The 17491-nt window shown below is 30.5% G+C and carries 20 protein-coding genes; 18 read left to right on the top strand and 2 right to left on the bottom strand.

Features of this window, described 5'->3' with window-relative positions; all coding sequences use genetic code 11:
- Positions 1 to 85 precede the first annotated feature (85 nt).
- Genes BUA92_RS12340 through BUA92_RS12330 form a run of 4 tightly spaced genes read left to right on the top strand, consistent with a single transcriptional unit; the run spans position 86 to position 3279 of the window.
- Positions 86 to 715 (top strand): L-2-amino-thiazoline-4-carboxylic acid hydrolase, encoded by a 630-nt coding sequence (locus BUA92_RS12340; RefSeq protein WP_073019965.1) that lies wholly within the window; start codon positions 86 to 88, stop codon positions 713 to 715.
- 34 nt (positions 716 to 749) lie between these two features.
- Entirely contained in the window at positions 750 to 1664 is a 915-nt protein-coding gene (locus tag BUA92_RS12335) for a GNAT family N-acetyltransferase (protein ID WP_083553507.1), read from the top strand.
- Between the two features lie 9 nt (positions 1665 to 1673).
- Positions 1674 to 2330, top strand: coding sequence for a pentapeptide repeat-containing protein (locus BUA92_RS22855; RefSeq protein WP_083553506.1), 657 nt, complete (start codon positions 1674 to 1676; stop codon positions 2328 to 2330).
- A gap of 55 nt (positions 2331 to 2385) precedes the next feature.
- Positions 2386 to 3279, top strand: a complete 894-nt coding sequence (locus BUA92_RS12330; protein WP_073019963.1) for an MBL fold metallo-hydrolase — start codon at positions 2386 to 2388, stop codon at positions 3277 to 3279.
- Here the strand turns inward: BUA92_RS12330 and BUA92_RS12325 are convergent.
- A complete protein-coding gene (locus tag BUA92_RS12325) occupies positions 3242 to 4084 on the bottom strand; it encodes a MerR family transcriptional regulator (RefSeq protein ID WP_073019961.1) in 843 nt (280 codons plus the stop codon). The genes BUA92_RS12330 and BUA92_RS12325 overlap by 38 nt on opposite strands.
- 97 nt (positions 4085 to 4181) lie before the next feature.
- On the opposite strand from BUA92_RS12325, the gene BUA92_RS12320 reads away from it, so the two are divergent.
- From BUA92_RS12320 to BUA92_RS12305, 4 genes are all read left to right on the top strand, one after another.
- Positions 4182 to 4787 carry a GNAT family N-acetyltransferase gene (locus BUA92_RS12320; protein ID WP_175550901.1) on the top strand — a complete coding sequence of 202 codons (606 nt, stop codon included), beginning with the start codon at positions 4182 to 4184 and terminating at the stop codon, positions 4785 to 4787.
- 42 nt (positions 4788 to 4829) lie between these two features.
- The gene (locus tag BUA92_RS12315) at positions 4830 to 5843 is read left to right on the top strand and encodes an alpha/beta hydrolase family protein (RefSeq protein ID WP_073019959.1); all 1014 of its coding nucleotides are present in this window, start codon (positions 4830 to 4832) and stop codon (positions 5841 to 5843) included.
- A gap of 70 nt (positions 5844 to 5913) precedes the next feature.
- A complete protein-coding gene (locus tag BUA92_RS12310) occupies positions 5914 to 6858 on the top strand; it encodes an amidohydrolase family protein (protein WP_073019956.1) in 945 nt (314 codons plus the stop codon).
- A gap of 89 nt (positions 6859 to 6947) precedes the next feature.
- Positions 6948 to 7616: a DUF3990 domain-containing protein gene (locus tag BUA92_RS12305; protein WP_073019954.1), complete on the top strand. Its 669-nt coding sequence runs from the start codon at positions 6948 to 6950 to the stop codon at positions 7614 to 7616.
- Positions 7617 to 7669: 53 nt separating this feature from the next.
- On the opposite strand, the gene BUA92_RS12300 is transcribed toward BUA92_RS12305, so the two are convergent.
- Complete coding sequence (locus BUA92_RS12300; protein WP_073019952.1) at positions 7670 to 8326, bottom strand: FBP domain-containing protein; 657 nt, start codon at positions 8324 to 8326, stop codon at positions 7670 to 7672.
- Positions 8327 to 8587: 261 nt separating this feature from the next.
- On the opposite strand from BUA92_RS12300, the gene BUA92_RS12295 reads away from it, so the two are divergent.
- From BUA92_RS12295 to secD, 10 genes are all read left to right on the top strand, one after another.
- A complete protein-coding gene (locus tag BUA92_RS12295; RefSeq protein WP_073019950.1) occupies positions 8588 to 9496 on the top strand; it encodes a PhzF family isomerase in 909 nt (302 codons plus the stop codon).
- A gap of 150 nt (positions 9497 to 9646) precedes the next feature.
- A complete protein-coding gene (gene ruvA, locus BUA92_RS12290) occupies positions 9647 to 10249 on the top strand; it encodes a Holliday junction branch migration protein RuvA (RefSeq protein WP_073019948.1) in 603 nt (200 codons plus the stop codon).
- A gap of 10 nt (positions 10250 to 10259) precedes the next feature.
- Positions 10260 to 11291 (top strand): Holliday junction branch migration DNA helicase RuvB, encoded by a 1032-nt coding sequence (ruvB, locus tag BUA92_RS12285; RefSeq protein ID WP_073019946.1) that lies wholly within the window; start codon positions 10260 to 10262, stop codon positions 11289 to 11291.
- Between the two features lie 14 nt (positions 11292 to 11305).
- Entirely contained in the window at positions 11306 to 12331 is a 1026-nt protein-coding gene (queA, locus tag BUA92_RS12280) for a tRNA preQ1(34) S-adenosylmethionine ribosyltransferase-isomerase QueA (RefSeq protein ID WP_073019944.1), read from the top strand.
- A 294-nt stretch (positions 12332 to 12625) separates the two neighbouring features.
- Positions 12626 to 13765 carry a tRNA guanosine(34) transglycosylase Tgt gene (tgt, locus tag BUA92_RS12275; RefSeq protein ID WP_073019941.1) on the top strand — a complete coding sequence of 380 codons (1140 nt, stop codon included), beginning with the start codon at positions 12626 to 12628 and terminating at the stop codon, positions 13763 to 13765.
- Between the two features lie 16 nt (positions 13766 to 13781).
- Positions 13782 to 14060 carry a preprotein translocase subunit YajC gene (gene yajC, locus BUA92_RS12270; protein ID WP_073019939.1) on the top strand — a complete coding sequence of 93 codons (279 nt, stop codon included), beginning with the start codon at positions 13782 to 13784 and terminating at the stop codon, positions 14058 to 14060.
- A 55-nt stretch (positions 14061 to 14115) separates the two neighbouring features.
- Positions 14116 to 14481: a TIGR04086 family membrane protein gene (locus tag BUA92_RS12265; protein WP_021801336.1), complete on the top strand. Its 366-nt coding sequence runs from the start codon at positions 14116 to 14118 to the stop codon at positions 14479 to 14481.
- A 135-nt stretch (positions 14482 to 14616) separates the two neighbouring features.
- On the top strand, positions 14617 to 14754 hold the full coding sequence (gene scfA / locus BUA92_RS12260; RefSeq protein ID WP_021801337.1) for a six-cysteine ranthipeptide SCIFF: 138 nt from the start codon (positions 14617 to 14619) through the stop codon (positions 14752 to 14754).
- Positions 14755 to 14823: 69 nt separating this feature from the next.
- A complete protein-coding gene (gene scfB / locus BUA92_RS12255) occupies positions 14824 to 16188 on the top strand; it encodes a thioether cross-link-forming SCIFF peptide maturase (RefSeq protein ID WP_073019937.1) in 1365 nt (454 codons plus the stop codon).
- Between the two features lie 46 nt (positions 16189 to 16234).
- A complete protein-coding gene (gene secD / locus BUA92_RS12250) occupies positions 16235 to 17491 on the top strand; it encodes a protein translocase subunit SecD (RefSeq protein WP_073019935.1) in 1257 nt (418 codons plus the stop codon).

The raw sequence follows: 17491 nt of genomic DNA, 5'->3' as shown, positions 1-17491 counted from the left end.
TCTGTACAAAAAATTAAATAGACACTAGTATTTTATGAGAGTAAAATGGTGGAAGGAGTAGATTTATTATCAGGAGTTGATGAAAGTGAAATTAACTATAATGACATATGTATATCCAATGATATTAAGTAAAGTCGTTAAAGAACAATTAATCAAATACTATTCTGAAGATAATCTTGATTATTTATTAAAAAATACAGGGAATGAATATAAAGAAATCTTGAGACGCTCTCCAGATATTGGAGGAAATAAAAATTCATTTATGGGAACTTTTTTAATGGGTGTGTATCTGGTAGCTTTATATAAGAATACAAAAGATAAGCTTAGTCTTGATGATTTTGATTTATTAGTTGCAGACGGGCTTAGAAGTTTTAAATTTATGAAAAAACAAATGAAGAAGGAAGATTTACTTTCTATAGAATATAAGAATAAAATTAAATTAGCAGGAAAATGGTTTAAGAAAAATGAAGACAAATATCCGGATAATTGGCAAGTGGAAGTAAGACAAGAGGAAAATACTGAGCTAACCAATATTGTTTTTACTAAGTGCGCACTCTGTGTCTTATGTAAAAATGAAGGCGTTGGCGAGTTTATATCATCTTTATGTGCTACAGATTATATAACAATGAGTTTTTCTAATTGTAACCTTTATAGACCTACGACTTTAGGTAAAGGAGATTCTTGCTGTGACTTTTATATAACAAGATTAGGATAGTTGTAAAAAGTTTTTTATTATAAGGAGGTGGACTATGAAGAACATAGAAAATCCATGGATCAAGCTTAAGGAAAATATAAATAAAGAAGATTATGAAGTAATAAATAGGTTACAACAAGAATGTATTGATAGTGATAAGGTTGCATTAAAGCTAGAACTTGATTATAAACTTGCATCATCAAATGAAAGCTCAAAGATAACAAACAATACAAATGAATTTATGTACTTTGATGGAGAAAAACTCATAGGGTACATAGGGATTGGAAGCTTTGGTGGATTTAACACACCTATTGAGGTAAATGGAATGGTACATCCAGATTACAGAAAACAAGGTGTTTTTAAGAAGTTAAGTGAGTTAGTAATTGATGAATGGAAAATAAGAAATTCAAATAATATGTTTTTATTAAGTGATAGAACATCAAAAGAAGGACAAGAATTTATCAAAAACTTAGGGGCAACTTATAACCATACTGAATATGAAATGTATTTTAGGAGAGAAGGTTCATCAGAACCATCAAAAGGCCAATCAAACTTAACTTTTAGAAAAGCTAATAATGAAGATGCCTATGAACTTGCAAAACAGGATGCTATTTATTTTGGAGAAGAAGTTCCAGAAGAAAATGATAAAGAAAAAATGATACTTCCGGAAGAAGAGGAAAAGAAGGGTATTAGAACTTACTTAGCTGAAAAGGACAATGAAGTAATTGGAAAAGTTCGTCTTGAGTTAACTGATAAAGGTGGAATTTATGGACTTGGAGTTTTACCAAAGCATAGAAGAAAAGGATACGCAAGAGAGATGTTAAAGTTTGCAGTTAACACGCTTATAGAAGATGGAGCTAAGGAGGTTATGCTGCAAGTAGATAGCGAAAATCCTAATGCACTTAATTTATATAAGTCTTGTGGATTTGTTGAAACCTCTGTAATGGATTATTATGAAATGAAACTTTAGGAGAAGAAGATGAGTACTAGTCAAAAAACTATAAAAATAGCTAAACCTCAATTAATAAGAGGAATTGAAGATAGAAGTATAAACGAACTTAAACTTGAAGATGAAAGTGTAATAGAAAATATTTATATAACTGAGTGTCAAGTTGAAACAAGTGAAGTAAGTAGTGTTAACTTTGAAGGAGTTGTCTTTAGTAGAGTAGACTTTAACGGAGTTAAGTTAGAGTCTTTAGAACTTACTGATGTAAGATTTGAAAACTGTGACTTATCTAATGCTGACTTTAGTGGAGCAATTATACATAGAACTGAGTTTGTAAACTGCAAACTTATAGGGTTAAAACTTAATGATTCTTCTCTTCAGAATGTTTATATAGAAAACAGTAATGGCAAGTTTGTTCTCATGAACTATGGGGAAATGAAAAATGTTATTATAACTGATTCTATATTTGAAAACAGTAGTTTTCAGTATTGCAAGCTAAATAAAGTAAGTTTCAGAAGATGTGATTTTAAGCTAAGTCAAATGTTTGGTACTAGTTTAAATGGAATGGATATAAGTGATAGTGAGTTTGAAGGAGTAAGCTTAAGTATAGATGACATAAAAGGTGCCATAGTTTCTCCTATGCAGGCTATGGATTTTTCAAGATTACTTGGACTTATAATCAAAGAATAAGAGTTAAGCAGAGTTAAAATAACTCTGCTTATTTTTTACAGAAGGAGAAGTTAAATTGAAGATACTAGAAGTTAAAGGAAATACCTATTGTATAGATACTGGAATGACTTATATTCCATTTTATAAAATTAATGAGAATGAAATAATAATGTTAGATAGTGGCTGGGCAAAAGGTGAAAGAAAAGGAATAGAGGAAGTTTTAGAAAATAACAAATTTAAGGTAGTAGCTATAATAAATAGTCACTTTCATATTGATCATGCTGGTAATAATTTTTACATAAAGGAAAAACATAATTCTATAATTGCTATGAGTGAACTTGAAGCCGTTATAAGTAGTTCACTTGATAATCTTAAACTTTATTATGGAGAACAAACTATAAGAGATGTAAGAGAACATCATGAACATATGATATTTAAAACAGATATTATAATAGAAAAACATCAAAAAGAAATATCAGTATATGGTGTTAATTTCAAGATTCTTCATACACCTGGACATAGTCCATCACACATATGTATAATGACCCCAGATGATGTTTATTATGTAGGAGATGCACTTATAAGTTATGAGGTTATGAAGGGATCAAAGCTTCCTTATGCCTTTATATTAAGTGAAGACATGAAAAGTAAGGCTAAGCTTTATGATATTAAATGCAGTAAATATGTTGTAGCCCATAAAGGAATATATGATGACATCACAAAACTAATAGATGATAATATTGATTTCTATGAGAGTAGGGCCATGGCTATATATGAACTTATAGATAGGCCCATGACCTTTGAATGTATCATGAAAGTTGTACTTGAAAATCTGAACATCAAAGTCGGGAGTATATATAAATATTACACAGTTGAAAGAATGCTTAAATCTTACATAGAGTACTTAAATGACATAGAAAAAATCAAACTAATTATGGAAGACGGCTTCTTAAAGTATTCACCTCATTAAAGTAAATCTCAGCAAAATACTCATGGTGCATATCTTTATGAAGTAATGCAAAAGAAAACTTAACATGGATAGTTGTGTTCTTTAAATTAAAATGGCTACAAAGCAGCTGAAGATATTCTTGTAGTTTATTATCAGTTCCAGAAAAACTAACATATCTATATTTATTAGATATGTGGAATTTTAATATCTTTTCTTCATTTACTCCAGAATTTAAATAGTCCAATAATTCCTTTGAATTTAAACTGTTTTCATGAATAGACAGTCCTAGAACTTCACTGTTTTCAATGATTACTTGTTCATTATCAACATTATAAGAAATCCATTGATCAAAAGACTCTATTCCACTTAATTCAGAAGTTTCAACTTTGTTTAAAAAGTTGGCTAAATTAACCTGATAGATAGTAATATCTAAATCTTCACTTCTATTAACCTTAGAAAATGTATTATCATTAGAAAAGCTTTTTATTTCTGTTAACATGTTTTTCATTTCACTAGCATATTGATTAAGTCTCATTAGTACATCAAGCTTTTCTTTGATAATTTTTTTTTGCTCATCTATCATATCAATATATCCATCTATGCTTTCAGAATCTATCTTTTCTTTTATTTTATCTAAGGGGATTTCAAGATATTTTCCTACTAAAATCATTTCTAATACATCTAGATGTTCAAAGGAGTAATAACGATAACCATTTTGGTTATCAACAATTGGTTTAAGTAAATCTTTTTTGTCATAGTGTCTTAAAGTATCAAGTGATATGTCGTATAAATTACTTACTTGCCCAATCTTCAATAAATTTTTCATAAACTTCCTCCTAAAATAAAACATTGACTCTTGAGTAACTCAATAGTTTATGATGAGTATAACATTTAGAAATAAAAGTTGTAAAGGAGACGGTACTGTGGGGAAGATAAAAATAGAAAGATACAAAGAAAGTGACTTTAACGAAGTAATAGCTTTATTAGTATCCTCATTTAATAGTAAGTTCACTCATAAGCAAGGCTTATCAAATAAGGGAATAGAAGATGTTCTTTACTCTGTTTGGGAAATAAAAGAAGAGGATTTAAGCTACTTACATCTTGTTGCAAAAGATGGAGAAAATGTAGTTGGAGTAATATTAGTAAGGCTTTATGAAGGTAAAAAAGAAACAAAAAGAGTTTCATTTATCAAACTATGTAAAAAATATGGAGTTTTTAATGTGGTATTTTTGATTCTTAAGTTATGGATCTTAGATAAAATAACTTTAGAAGAGTGCTACATAGAACACATAGCAGTAGCTGAATCTATGAGGGGAAAAGGAGTTGGAGAGCTTCTTATAAATGATGCTGAAAAATATATAAAGAATATGGGCTTTGATAGCGTATCTCTTATAGTGGCAGAAGGGAATAAAGCAAAAAAATTATATCATAAAAAGGGTTTTAAAGATGTAGATATGATTAGCAGTTATTTAAAATATTATTTTATAGGAATAAAGAAGTGGATGTTTATGAGAAAATATTTAGTATAAAATAATTAAGAAATAATTACAGCAAAGTAATGGAGGATAGGAATGAAGAAAAAAGTTATAAGATTAATTATAGGTATAAGTATTTTAGTTCTTTTATGTATTTTGATAATACTTCATCAAAACACTTATGATATGAAGGTTACTACTGTTGATATTCAAACATCGAAAGGGTTATTAAAGGGCAATCTAACATTACCTAAAGAAGATAGAGATAATGTGGGACTAGTTGTATTCATTCATGGTGATGGACCGGCTGATGCTTCTTATAATGATCAATATAAACCATTGTGGGAAAAGTTAGCGAAACAAGGATATGCTTCATTATCTTGGAGTAAGCCTGGAATAGGTGGATCAGAGGGGAATTGGCTTTCACAGACAATGGATGATAGGGCCAAGGAGGCTAATGAAGTTATAAAATGGGCAAAAACTTTACCTGAAATAGATAAAGACAGAATAGGTTTATGGGGAGCAAGTCAAGCGGGGTGGGTTATTCCAAAAATAACTCAAATAAATAAAGATATTGCATTTAATATAGTAGTAGCTCCAGCTATTAATTGGATAGATCAAGGGAGATATAATACTTTAAAAGAACTAGAGAAAAAAGGTGCAACTAAAGATGAGATAAAAAATAAAGAGAGTGAATTTAAGAAGGAAGTTGAACTTTTAAAAAGAGATGTAAGTTATAAAGAGTATGTAATGGAAGTAGGAACAAAAGAAGATGTGTCAGAAGATAGATGGAGTTTTATTAAAAAGAATTATAAATCAGATTCAACAGAAGATATTAGAAGCTTTTATAGCCATGTAAAGTTGTTTCTTGGCGGAAAGGATATAAATGTTGATAGTACAAATACTAAAGAGATTTATGAAAAAGAAGTTCCATCAAAACTTCTTAATGTAACCTTAATACCAACAACAGATCACTTTATGCTTAAAGAATCCCTAGTAGATTCAAAGATAAAAACTTTCTTTGTAGGACTTTTTGCGCCAAAGGAGCTTGCTGATAAGCAGTACTATAAAGAAATTGAAGAGTTCTTAAAAGACCAAGAAAAGAAATAAAGGTGTATATAATAATAAATTAGCGGTGTATTTAATATTGATATAATAACATATTCTTTAAGGGGATAGTATGGACGAAAACTTTATTAAAGCTTTAGAAAATAATGATTTAGAAGAACTTAGAAAGATATCTAAAAGTGATTTGCACAATCATAGTGCAAGAGGAGGAAATGTAAATTATCTTGAGGCATCTATTGGCAGATATATACCAAGAGCTACATCTAGCTTTAAAAATCTCCATGATATGCAAAAATGGGTCAATGAGAATATTAATCCTATTTTTATAGGTACATCAGGATATGAAAGGTTAATAGAAGCTGCTTTTGTTCAAGCTAAATATGATGGAATTAAGATACTTAGTATGAGTATCAGTTCAGATGCAATCATTTATTATAGATATGATGTCCATAGTTGCATAGCTGCATTAAAAAGAATTCACAATAAGTTTGCTCCAGATATCATATTCATACCTGAGATAGGCTTTAAGACAATTACTCCAGTTGATATTGCGTACCAACTACTTGATGTTTTCTTGGAACAAGAGTATTTTAGTGCGATTGATATCTATGGTAGTGAAGTTCACATGACTACATTTAAAAAAGTATACAAGAAAGCAAAAGAGAAGAGATTGATTCTGAAGGCCCATGTTGGTGAGTTTGGAGGTGCAGAACTAGTTAGAAAAGTTGTAGAAGAACTAGAACTTGATGAAGTTCAACATGGAATAGGCGCATCTAGTTCTGAAAGTTGTATGAACTGGTTAAGAGATAACAAAGTTCAACTAAATATATGTCCAACAAGTAATGTTTTACTAAGTAGAGTTAAAAATTATAAAGTACATCCTATAAGAAAGTTATATGATTATGGAGTTAAAGTAACTATAAATACAGATGATATGTTGATATTTAATCAAAGTGTTTCTGAAGAGTTTTTAAATCTTTACAATAATGGAGTTTTTAATGCTAAGGAATTAGATGAAATAAGAAGAGCAGGCCTTAAAGAAAGCTATAAACTTTAAATGAATAAGTACATTAACATTTTCAATTTTCTAAAATACTATAATTAATGGATAAATATATTATGAAGAAAAAATTATGGAGGAGTTATATGTACTTGTATCATGGTTCTGATATAGCAGTAACTACAGTTGATTACAAAAAAAGTAGAACTTCTGCTGACTTTGGTACTGGATTTTATACCACAAACATTAAAGAACAAGCAATAATATGGGCTAAAAGGATAGCTATAAGTCATATGGGTAAGGAGTATAATCCTGAGATTAAAGCAGTTGTGACAACTTTTAATCTTGACAATAAAATTTTTAAAGATACAAAAATAAGGTATAGGCGTTTTCGTGGAGCATCTGAGACTTGGCTTAGATTTGCTAGAAATAATTTAGTGGGAGATAAAAATACTAAAGGAGATCATAATAAGGACTTTAGATATGATTTAGTCAGTGGATATATGGCTACAGCAGAACTTATATCAATACTTAATAATTATGATAAAGGGGAAATTGATAAGGAAACTTTTAGAATGTATTTAAAATCTACATTAAAAAATAATCAATATTCCTTTCATTCAAAAAGAAGTACAAAATATCTAAAGTCACCTATCTATGAATATTTTGATATAACTCAGGAAGACTTTAATAAAGCTCGAAATACTGGTAATATAATTGAACTTAAGTTTTTTATTTATAATGAAAATAATGGTGTAAGTTTAAAAAGTATTGTTTTAAATCTAGAGGATATACTTAACAATAAAATTCAATGATTTTAAATTTAAAGGACTTACCCTTAAATGGTAAGTCCTTTAGTGTAAAAATATTATTTTATATCATTAACTTCTTTTAATATTTTCTCAAGCTTTTCTAATGATTCTATTCTATCATTACATTTACTGCTATCCAAACAAATATCAAAACCTATAGATTTATAGGCTCCATCAAAAGAGTTTGAGGTTTTGCATATAGGGGATACAAAAGCTACTTCGCTTTCTTTACCAATTCTATTACAAAGCACACATATATGTGAATTTGGATCTGGATTTGATATTCTACAAGACATACCAACAAGATTATCATTTAACTTATAAGCTATAAACAACTTTCTAACTGACTCATCAACCCAACCTAAATAAACATTTTTTGAATCTTGATCCTCTTGATTTGGAAGTTTAAGTTTTTTCTCTTTCTTAAATAGTTTCTTTAACTGAGCATCTGTAATTTTTTGCATTCCATAAACATACTCTTCTAATTTAACTAGGTACTCGTCAACTTCAGTAGATTTAGTTAAGTTTGTAATATCTAAAAGTGCCTTCTCATCTTCAGACAATGATGAAAATACGCTAAATATCTTATCTTGTATATAAATTTTACTAGCAGCAATTATATCATTATCCACACAACCTTTAAAAGAATTCTTTAAATCTTTTAAACATCTCTTTATGTAGTTATATTCATATTTTTTAATAAAAGTATTCATAAAATTATTACCTCTCTGTTCCGATTAATCTTCAAAATATTATTTCTACAAGTGAAAGTGTATCATGGACCAAAGGTGGATTCAAATCATTAAATAATTCTGTAAAGATTATGATTGAATGTTGTGAGAAGTTGATGATGAATGAGTAGGGTATATATTAATACAAATATGTAATGTGATATAATATTAGAATGATGAACAGAGAAAATGAGGAAAAATATTTAATAAAAAGATTAAAGTAATATATTATGGAGGAAAAAGATGAGAAAATATAGTTTATATCAAGTTGACTCATTTACTAAAGAAAAGCTTTCTGGAAATCCAGCAGGTGTTATAACTAATGCAGATGGATTAAAAGATGATGAGATGCAAAAAATTGCTAGAGAGCTAAATAATTCAGAAACTGCATTTATATTTTCAAAAAATAACGATGAGTATGATGTACATGTACGTTTTTTTACTCCTAAAAATGAAGTTCCAATCTGTGGACATGCAACTATTGCAGCTCACTATGTAAGAGCAGTTGAAAATAATTTAGATAGCACGAGAATATACCACAAAACTGGAGCTGGAATTTTACCTGTTGATATAATAAGGGAAGATGAAGATTATAGAATTGTCATGACTCAAGGAGAGATTGAATTTGGCGATATTATTGAAGATAAAAACAAAGAAAGTCTTCTAGAAGCCTTACATATAAAAGCGGATGATTTACTTGAAGATTATAAAATCCAAATAGTATCTACGGGGCACTCTAAAGTCATGATTGGGATTAAAAATAAGATTGTATTAAATAACTTAAATCCAGACTATTCTGGGCTATCTAGGTTAAGTAGTATTATAAATTGCAATGGATATTATGTTTTCACAGTTGATTCAGAGGACAGTGATATTTTAGTTCATGGAAGAATGTTTGCACCTAGTATAGGAATTAATGAAGATCCCGTCACAGGTAATGCAAATGGGCCTTTAGGTGCATATTTAGTCCATCATAACCTTATTAAACACGATAACTCTTCCTTTAAATTTAAAGCAAAGCAAGGAGAAGCTATGAAAAGACCAGGTATTATAGAGGTTGAGGTTAGTATAGAAGATGAGGAACCTAAAGAAGTAAAAATATCTGGAAATGCTGTAATAGTATTTAAATCAGAACTTATATTAAATGATTAAAGTATAATTTAATCTAGAGAAATCACCTATGATAATAGTTATAGGTGATTTCTCATTTCTACCCTCCAAACAAATTTTCGCATTCTTATTGATAAAATACTCCATAAATGCTAAAGTATTATGTAGGTTTTTAAAGGTTGAGGTGAGAATATGTACGAATATATTAGAGGTTTACATAAAGGGATAAATAAGGATTATATAGTAGTCGAGAATAATGGAATTGGATATAAAATTTTCACGTCTGGCTCTACTTTAGCTAAACTTCCAAAGCTTGATGAAGAAGTAACTATTTATATTCAACAGATAGTTAGGGAAGACTTTATAGGTTTATATGGATTTTTGTCTAGAGAAGAACTTGATATGTTTAATATACTTTTAACTATTAATGGAGTTGGAGCTAAGGCTGCTTTATCGCTTTTATCTATAAGTACAGTTGATAATCTTAAGTATGCTATAATGATAGGCGATGAAAAACATGTAGTAAGAGCACCTGGAATAGGTAAAAAGACTGCTCAGAGAATTATATTAGAGCTTAAGGATAAGTTTAAAGCAGATGAGCTTTTAGATAATAAAGATGCTTCAATTGATATTGATATGAATAATATTTACGCTAACAATATTAATGAAGCTTTAAGTGCTTTAATGGCTTTAGGATATACAGAGAAAGAAGCTCAGAAGGCTCTTTCTAATGCTGATGTTGATAAATCAGTTGAAGATATAATAAAAGAGTGTTTAAAAATGCTTATGAGATAGGGGTGGGGAAATGGATGATAGAATGACTACAGGCGAAGAAATTCTAGAAGATTCCCAAGGTGAATTAAGTTTAAGACCTCAGAAAATCAGCGAGTATATAGGACAACAGAAGGTAAAGGAAAAACTTAATATTTTTATAAAGGCAACTAAAAAAAGAAGAGAAGCTTTAGACCATGTACTTTTATATGGGCCTCCAGGTTTAGGAAAGACAACTTTGGCTAATATTATAGCTAAGGAGATGGGTGGAGATTTAAAGGTTACTTCTGGACCTGCGATAGAAAGAGCAGGAGATTTAGCTGCTATTTTGACTTCTTTAAATGAATTTGATGTTTTGTTTATTGATGAAATACATAGACTGAACAGAAGTGTTGAGGAAATACTTTATCCTGCTATGGAAGATTATGCCTTAGATATCATTATAGGAAAAGGTGCATCTGCAAAGTCTATAAGACTTGAGTTGCCTAAGTTTACTTTAATAGGTGCAACAACTAGAGTTGGTATGCTTACTGCTCCTTTAAGAGATAGATTTGGAATTCTTTCATCTATGGAGTACTACACAAATGAAGAACTTAGAGAAATCATAGTAAGAAGTGCAGATATCTTAGGTTGTAGTATTACACCTGAAGGTGCTTATGAAGTTGCAAGAAGATCAAGAGGAACTCCAAGAATAGCTAACAGACTTCTAAAGAGAGTTAGGGATTACTCAGAAGTTAAAGAACATGACTTTATAGACATTAAAGATGCAAAAGAGTCTTTAGAACTTTTAGAAGTTGATGAAGAAGGTTTCGATAGAGTTGACAATAAGATACTTGAAGCAATTATAGATAACTTCAACGGAGGGCCAGTTGGTATAGAAACTCTTTCTTATTTTGTTGGAGAAGAACTTGGTACAATAGAGGATGTTTATGAACCTTATCTTCTTCAAAGAGGGTTCATTATAAGAACGCCTAGAGGAAGAATGGCAACTAAGAAGGCTTATAAACATTTGGGAAGAATTAAGATTGAAAATAAGGATGAAAGTCAAACTACATTATTTGATTAGAGAAGGTGCTAGATATGAAAGTTGAAGATTTTTACTTTGATTTGCCAGAGGAACTTATAGCTCAACATCCCTTAGAGGATAGAACAAGTTCAAGACTTATGGTGTTAGATAGAGAAACAGGTGAAGTTTCTCATAAACATTTTTATGATGTAATAGAGTATTTTAATAAAGGAGATACCTTGGTTCTAAATAACACAAGAGTACTACCTGCAAGACTTATTGGAGAAAAAGAAGGTACAGGTGGAAGGATAGAGTTTCTACTTCTTAAAAAAGTTGGAGAAGATTTATGGGAATGTCTATCTAAACCAGGCAAAAAAGCTAAACCTAAAGCTAGATTTACTTTTGGAAGCGGTAAACTTACAGCTGAAGTTAAAGAAGTTTTAGATAATGGTAATAGAATAGTTAAGTTTTATTATGAAGGACTTTTTGAAAATGTATTAGATGATTTAGGAGAGATGCCTCTTCCTCCATATATACATGAAGCTTTAGAGGATAAAGAAAGATATCAAACTGTATATTCAAAGGAGAAAGGCTCTGCAGCAGCTCCAACTGCTGGTCTTCATTTTACAGAGGAGCTTTTAGAGAAAATAAAAGCTAAGGGTGTAAATGTAGTTTATCTAACTTTACATGTAGGTCTTGGAACTTTTAGGCCTGTTAAAGTTGAAAATATAGAAGAACATGATATGCATTCAGAGTTTTATGTATTATCAGAAGAAACTGCTAAGGTAATAAACGAAACTAAAAAGAGAGGAAACAAAGTTATTTCAGTTGGAACAACTTCAACAAGAACTTTAGAAACTGTAGGAGATGAGAATGGAGAAGTTAAAGAAGCTTCAGGTTGGACTAACATATTCATCTACCCAGGTTATAGGTTTAAAGTAGTTGACAACTTGATAACTAACTTCCACTTACCAGAATCAACTTTGATCATGTTAGTTTCAACTTTAGCTGGTCAGGATAATGTAATGAAAGCTTATAAAACAGCAGTAGAAGAGAAATATAGATTTTTCTCCTTTGGAGATGCTATGTTTATTAAATAGTTTAGTGTTGATGGTTGAGAGTTGACAATGAGGTACGAACTTCATTAAACTTATTCAGTTAACTTTGCAAAGTCAGTAAAATATCATTAAAGTTTGACAAAGATAGTTAAAGATTATTAAAGTCTGCAAAAGTCTATCAAAGATTGCTAAACTTAGTTAAAGTTGAAGAAACTAGTTTATAAATTAAATACTAATAGTTAGGAGAATACACACTTCTATCCTGTAGAAGATTCCGAAGGAATGCTTCATTAAATTCATTTAAGGATAGTAAGTAGTATAGAAGGAGAACATGCCGTGTCTAAAAAATATACTCTATTAAAGAAAAACGGAAAAGCAAGAAGAGGAAGATTTGAAACTCCTCATGGAACTATAGAAACTCCAGTTTTTATGAATGTTGGAACTTTAGCAGCTATAAAAGGCGGAGTTTCATCTATGGATTTAAAGGAAATAGGTTGTCAAGTTGAGTTATCTAATACATATCACTTACACTTAAGACCAAGTGATAAAGTTGTTAGTAACTTAGGTGGACTTCACAAGTTTATGAACTGGGATAGACCTATACTTACAGACTCAGGTGGATTCCAAGTGTTTTCACTTTCAGCTATGAGAAAGATAAAAGAAGAGGGAGTTTACTTTAACTCTCACATAGATGGAAAGAAGATTTTCATGGGACCAGAAGAAAGCATGCAGATTCAAAGCAACTTAGCTTCAACTATAGCTATGGCTTTTGATGAATGTGTATCTAATCCATCAACTAGAGAGTATGTAGAAAAGTCTGTAGCTAGAACTACAAGATGGCTTGAAAGATGTAAGGTTGAAATGGATAGATTAAACTCACTACCTGATACTATAAATAAAGAGCAAATGCTTTTTGGAATAAATCAAGGTGGAGTTTATGATGATATAAGAGAAGAACATGCTAAAACTATAGCGAAGATGGACTTAGATGGATATGCTATAGGAGGTTTAGCAGTTGGAGAAACTCATGAAGAGATGTATAGAGTAATAGATGCAGTAGTTCCTCATCTTCCAGAAGATAAACCTATATATTTAATGGGAGTAGGTCTCCCAAGTAATATATTAGAAGCAGTTGAAAGAGGAGTAGATTTCTTTGACTGCGTACTTCCTGCTAGAAACGGAAGACATGGTCATGTATTTACAAAGAGTGGAAAGATAAACTTAATGAATGCTAAGTTTGAGTTAGATTCAGCTCCTATAGATGAAGGCTGTGAATGCCCAACTTGTAAGAACTACACTAGAGCATACATAAGACATTTATTTAAGGCAAAAGAAATGTTAGCTATGAGACTTTGTGTATTACATAACCTGTATTTCTACAATAAACTTATGGAAGATATAAGAAAAGCTATAGATGGAGACTATTTTGATGAGTTTAAGAGAGAAAAGCTTGAAGCTTGGGGTGGAAGAGCTTAAGAAAGGGTAAAGAAATATGAGTGGTGGTCAATTACAAATATTGATATTAGTAGGTATTCTTGTAGTATTTTATGGAGTATTGATTATTCCTGAGAAGAAAAGAAAAAAAGCTTACAACAATATGTTGTCAGAACTAAAAGTTAACGACAGAATAATTACTAGAAGTGGGTTAATAGGGAAAGTAGTGATTATACAAAAGGATAATGTAGTAATAGAGGTTGAGCCTGACAATGTTAGACTTACATTTAGTAAACAAGGAATATCATCTTTATTAACAGAAGAGAGTAATATGTAATAACTTCACCCCTTATGTTCATATAATTATAGTGAATGTAAGGGGGTGTTTAATTTTGGGAGTTGATTTAATCAAAAATTCAGGGAAAGGGGTGTTTGTCTCATTTATATCAACCATAGTTATGATGTTGATATTAGCTATGATAATGAGTTTTATGGATCTTTCAACCAAAGCACTATATGTAGGATATGTTGTTGTAACTTGTATAAGTATAGTGTTTGGTTCCATTTATTCAGCAAAAAGAAATGGTTCTAAAGGATGGTTAGTAGGATTATTAGTAGGAATTCTATATTATATTCTTATCGGAATCATATCTTCAATAGCAACTGGATCTATGGCACTTGGATTATTTGACTTTTACAGATTCATTTTCGCAGTAGCTATAGGGCTGCTTTCAGGAATGCTTGGAATAAATCTATAGAAAAGTTAAGTGCGTTTAAAAACTATTAACAATATAGCATGGTTCTAAAACCCAATTGAAGAATAAACTTCTTTATCTTAAGAAAAAACTATGCTATAATCTTAATGGAATTGTATCAGAATGGAGGAGTATGACGTGAAGCATATTAAAACTATTAATAAGTCAAGCCTAAAAAATAGTCTTTGTAAGCCAGGCTGTAAGGAATGTGCAAACTCATGCCAATCAGCATGTAAAACATCTTGTACAGTTGCTAACTTAGCATGTGAAAACTAATTTAAGTGTAGGTATGAGAAAGTGGCAGTAACTTATGTTACTGCCACAATTGTAGTTAGGAGGAAAAAAATGAGTTTAATTCATAAGTTTAAACTTGAAGATAATTATTATGTTATAGATGTTAATTCAGGAAGTATTCATTTAGTTGACAAGCTTATATTTGATTTACTAATAGATAATGATAGATTAGCACCAGTTAATGAAGTGGTTGAAAGATATAAGGGTGTATATTCAGAAGAAGAAATCAATGAAGCCTATGAGGATTTAGTTGAATTAGTTAATGAAGAGGCTTTATATTCAAAAGATTACTATGAAGAGATTGCCCAAAATGATGAAGACAGGGACTATATAAAAGCGCTTTGCTTAAATGTAGTACATGACTGTAACCTTAAATGCAAATACTGTTTTGCAGAAGAAGGTGAATACAAAGGTTGTAGAAAACCTATGAGTGCAGAAACAGGTAAAAGAGCTATAGACTTTGTTATAGAGAAGTCTGGTCCAAGAAGAAATATAGAAGTTGACCTTTTTGGTGGAGAACCTTTAATGGTTTTTGATACAATAAAAGAGATAGTAGATTATGCTAGAGAACAAGAAAAGATACACAAGAAAAACATAAGATTTACCATGACTACTAATGCAACTCTTTTAAATGATGAAATAATGGAATATATGGATAAAAATATGGGAAACATAATATTATCCATAGATGGTAGAAAGTCTGTTAATGATGCAGTAAGAATTAGAAGAGATGGTTCAGGAAGTTATGACAGAATATTACCTAAAATCAAATCAATGGTTGATAAAAGAGATAAATCTAAACAGTATTATGTTAGAGGAACCTTCACTAGAAACAACACAGATTTTTATGAAGATGTTATGTCTTTAGTTAATGAAGGTTTTAGAGAAATCTCTGTTGAACCAGTGGTTTTACCAGAGGATAACGAACTAGCACTAAGGAAAGAAGATCTTCCAAAGATTTTTGAACAATACGATTCTTTATATAATGAAATGCTTAGAAGACATAAAGACGGAGATTCCTTCAAGTTCTATCACTTTAATATTGATTTAAATGGTGGACCATGTGTTTATAAGAGAATATCAGGTTGTGGAGCAGGTTTTGAATATGTAGCTATAACTCCAGATGGTGAAATATATCCATGTCATCAGTTTGTTGGTAACAAGGAATTCTTGCTTGGAAACATAAATGATGGGGAGATAGATAGTGACTTATCTAAAACATTTAAAAAAGCTCATATATACAATAAACCTAAATGTAAAGACTGCTGGGCTAGATTCTACTGTAGTGGAGGTTGCCAAGCAAATAACTTTAACTTTAATAATGACATTCATGTTCCTTATGAAGTAGGATGTGAAATGCAGAAAAAGAGAATTGAATGCGCTATAGGACTTAAAGCACAAACTATGGTAGATTAAATAGGATACTCTCCTATTAAAAAATAAATAACCAAGGGGGATAAAAATGAGAACAAAAGGAAAAGGCAAAAGCACTATATTGTTTTTATTAATCTGTGGGTTTATATTCCTTTTTACCTATGTAACTTTTTTTGGAGTTGAGCTATTTGGGTACGAATATAAAAATATCGACAAAGCTATAACTAAAGGTCTTGATCTTCAAGGAGGAGTTTCAGTACTTATGGAAATTACCTCTGATAATGTATCAAAGGATGATTTAGACAAAACCAAGGAACTACTTTCTTTAAGAGTAAATAAAGTTGGAGTTTCTGAAACTATAGTAAATACCGAAGGTGACAATAGAATCAGAATTGATATCCCAGGAAAGTTTGACTCAAAAGAAATAGTTGATAGTTTAAATAAAACTGGGGAATTAAAATTTGTGGCTCCAAATGAAGCTAAAGATGTAATATTAAAAGGGCAAGATGTTAAAAAAGCAAGTTCTCAAGTTGATCAGCAAACAGGTAAGCCAGTTGTTAGTTTAGAATTAACAGATGAAGGAACTAAAAAGTTTGCAGATGCAACAGCAAAGTATGTAGGACAACAAATCTCTATCTATATGGATGATGACTTATTAACATCTCCTACCGTTAACAGTGTTATAAGCAACGGAGTTGCTACAATTACAGGAAATAGTAGTTTGCAAGAAACTAAGAACTTAGCTGGAGTAATAAATGCAGGTGCACTTCCAGTACCAGTTAAAGTAGCTTCAGTTGAAACTGTTGGAGCTCAACTTGGTGCAACAGCTCTTCCTAATGCAGTGAAAGCTGGAATTATAGGAATAGGATTAATATTTTTACTTATGATAGTTTTATATAGAGTTCCAGGAGCTTTAGCATCCATTGCATTACTTCTTTATACTACATTAGTACTTACTATTTTTGCATCTATTAAAGCAGCATTAACTTTATCAGGAATTGCAGGTTTCTTATTAACTATAGGAATGGCAGTTGATGCAAATGTACTTATATTTGAAAGAATAAGAGAAGAAATTAAAAAAGGTAAATCACCTTTAAGTTCCGTTAAAGAAGGTTTTGATAATGCTATGTCATCAATAGTTGATTCAAACTTAACTACAATAATTGCAGCGTTAGTATTGTACTTTGTTGGTACCGGAGCAGTTAAAGGATTTGCTACTACTCTTTTAATAGGGGTTGTAGTATCAATGTTTACAGCAATAGTTGTAACAAGAACGCTTATGAATTTAGCTGCTAAGATGGGGCTTTTAAGTAAACTTTGGAGCTTCAGGGTTAAAAGGGGGTAA

This window comes from Clostridium intestinale DSM 6191 (assembly GCF_900130055.1).
In the GTDB taxonomy this organism is placed as follows: domain Bacteria; phylum Bacillota; class Clostridia; order Clostridiales; family Clostridiaceae; genus Clostridium_T; species Clostridium_T intestinale.
The sequence above is the reverse complement of the archived record's forward strand: the minus strand, read 5'-3'. Positions and strand labels throughout refer to the sequence as shown.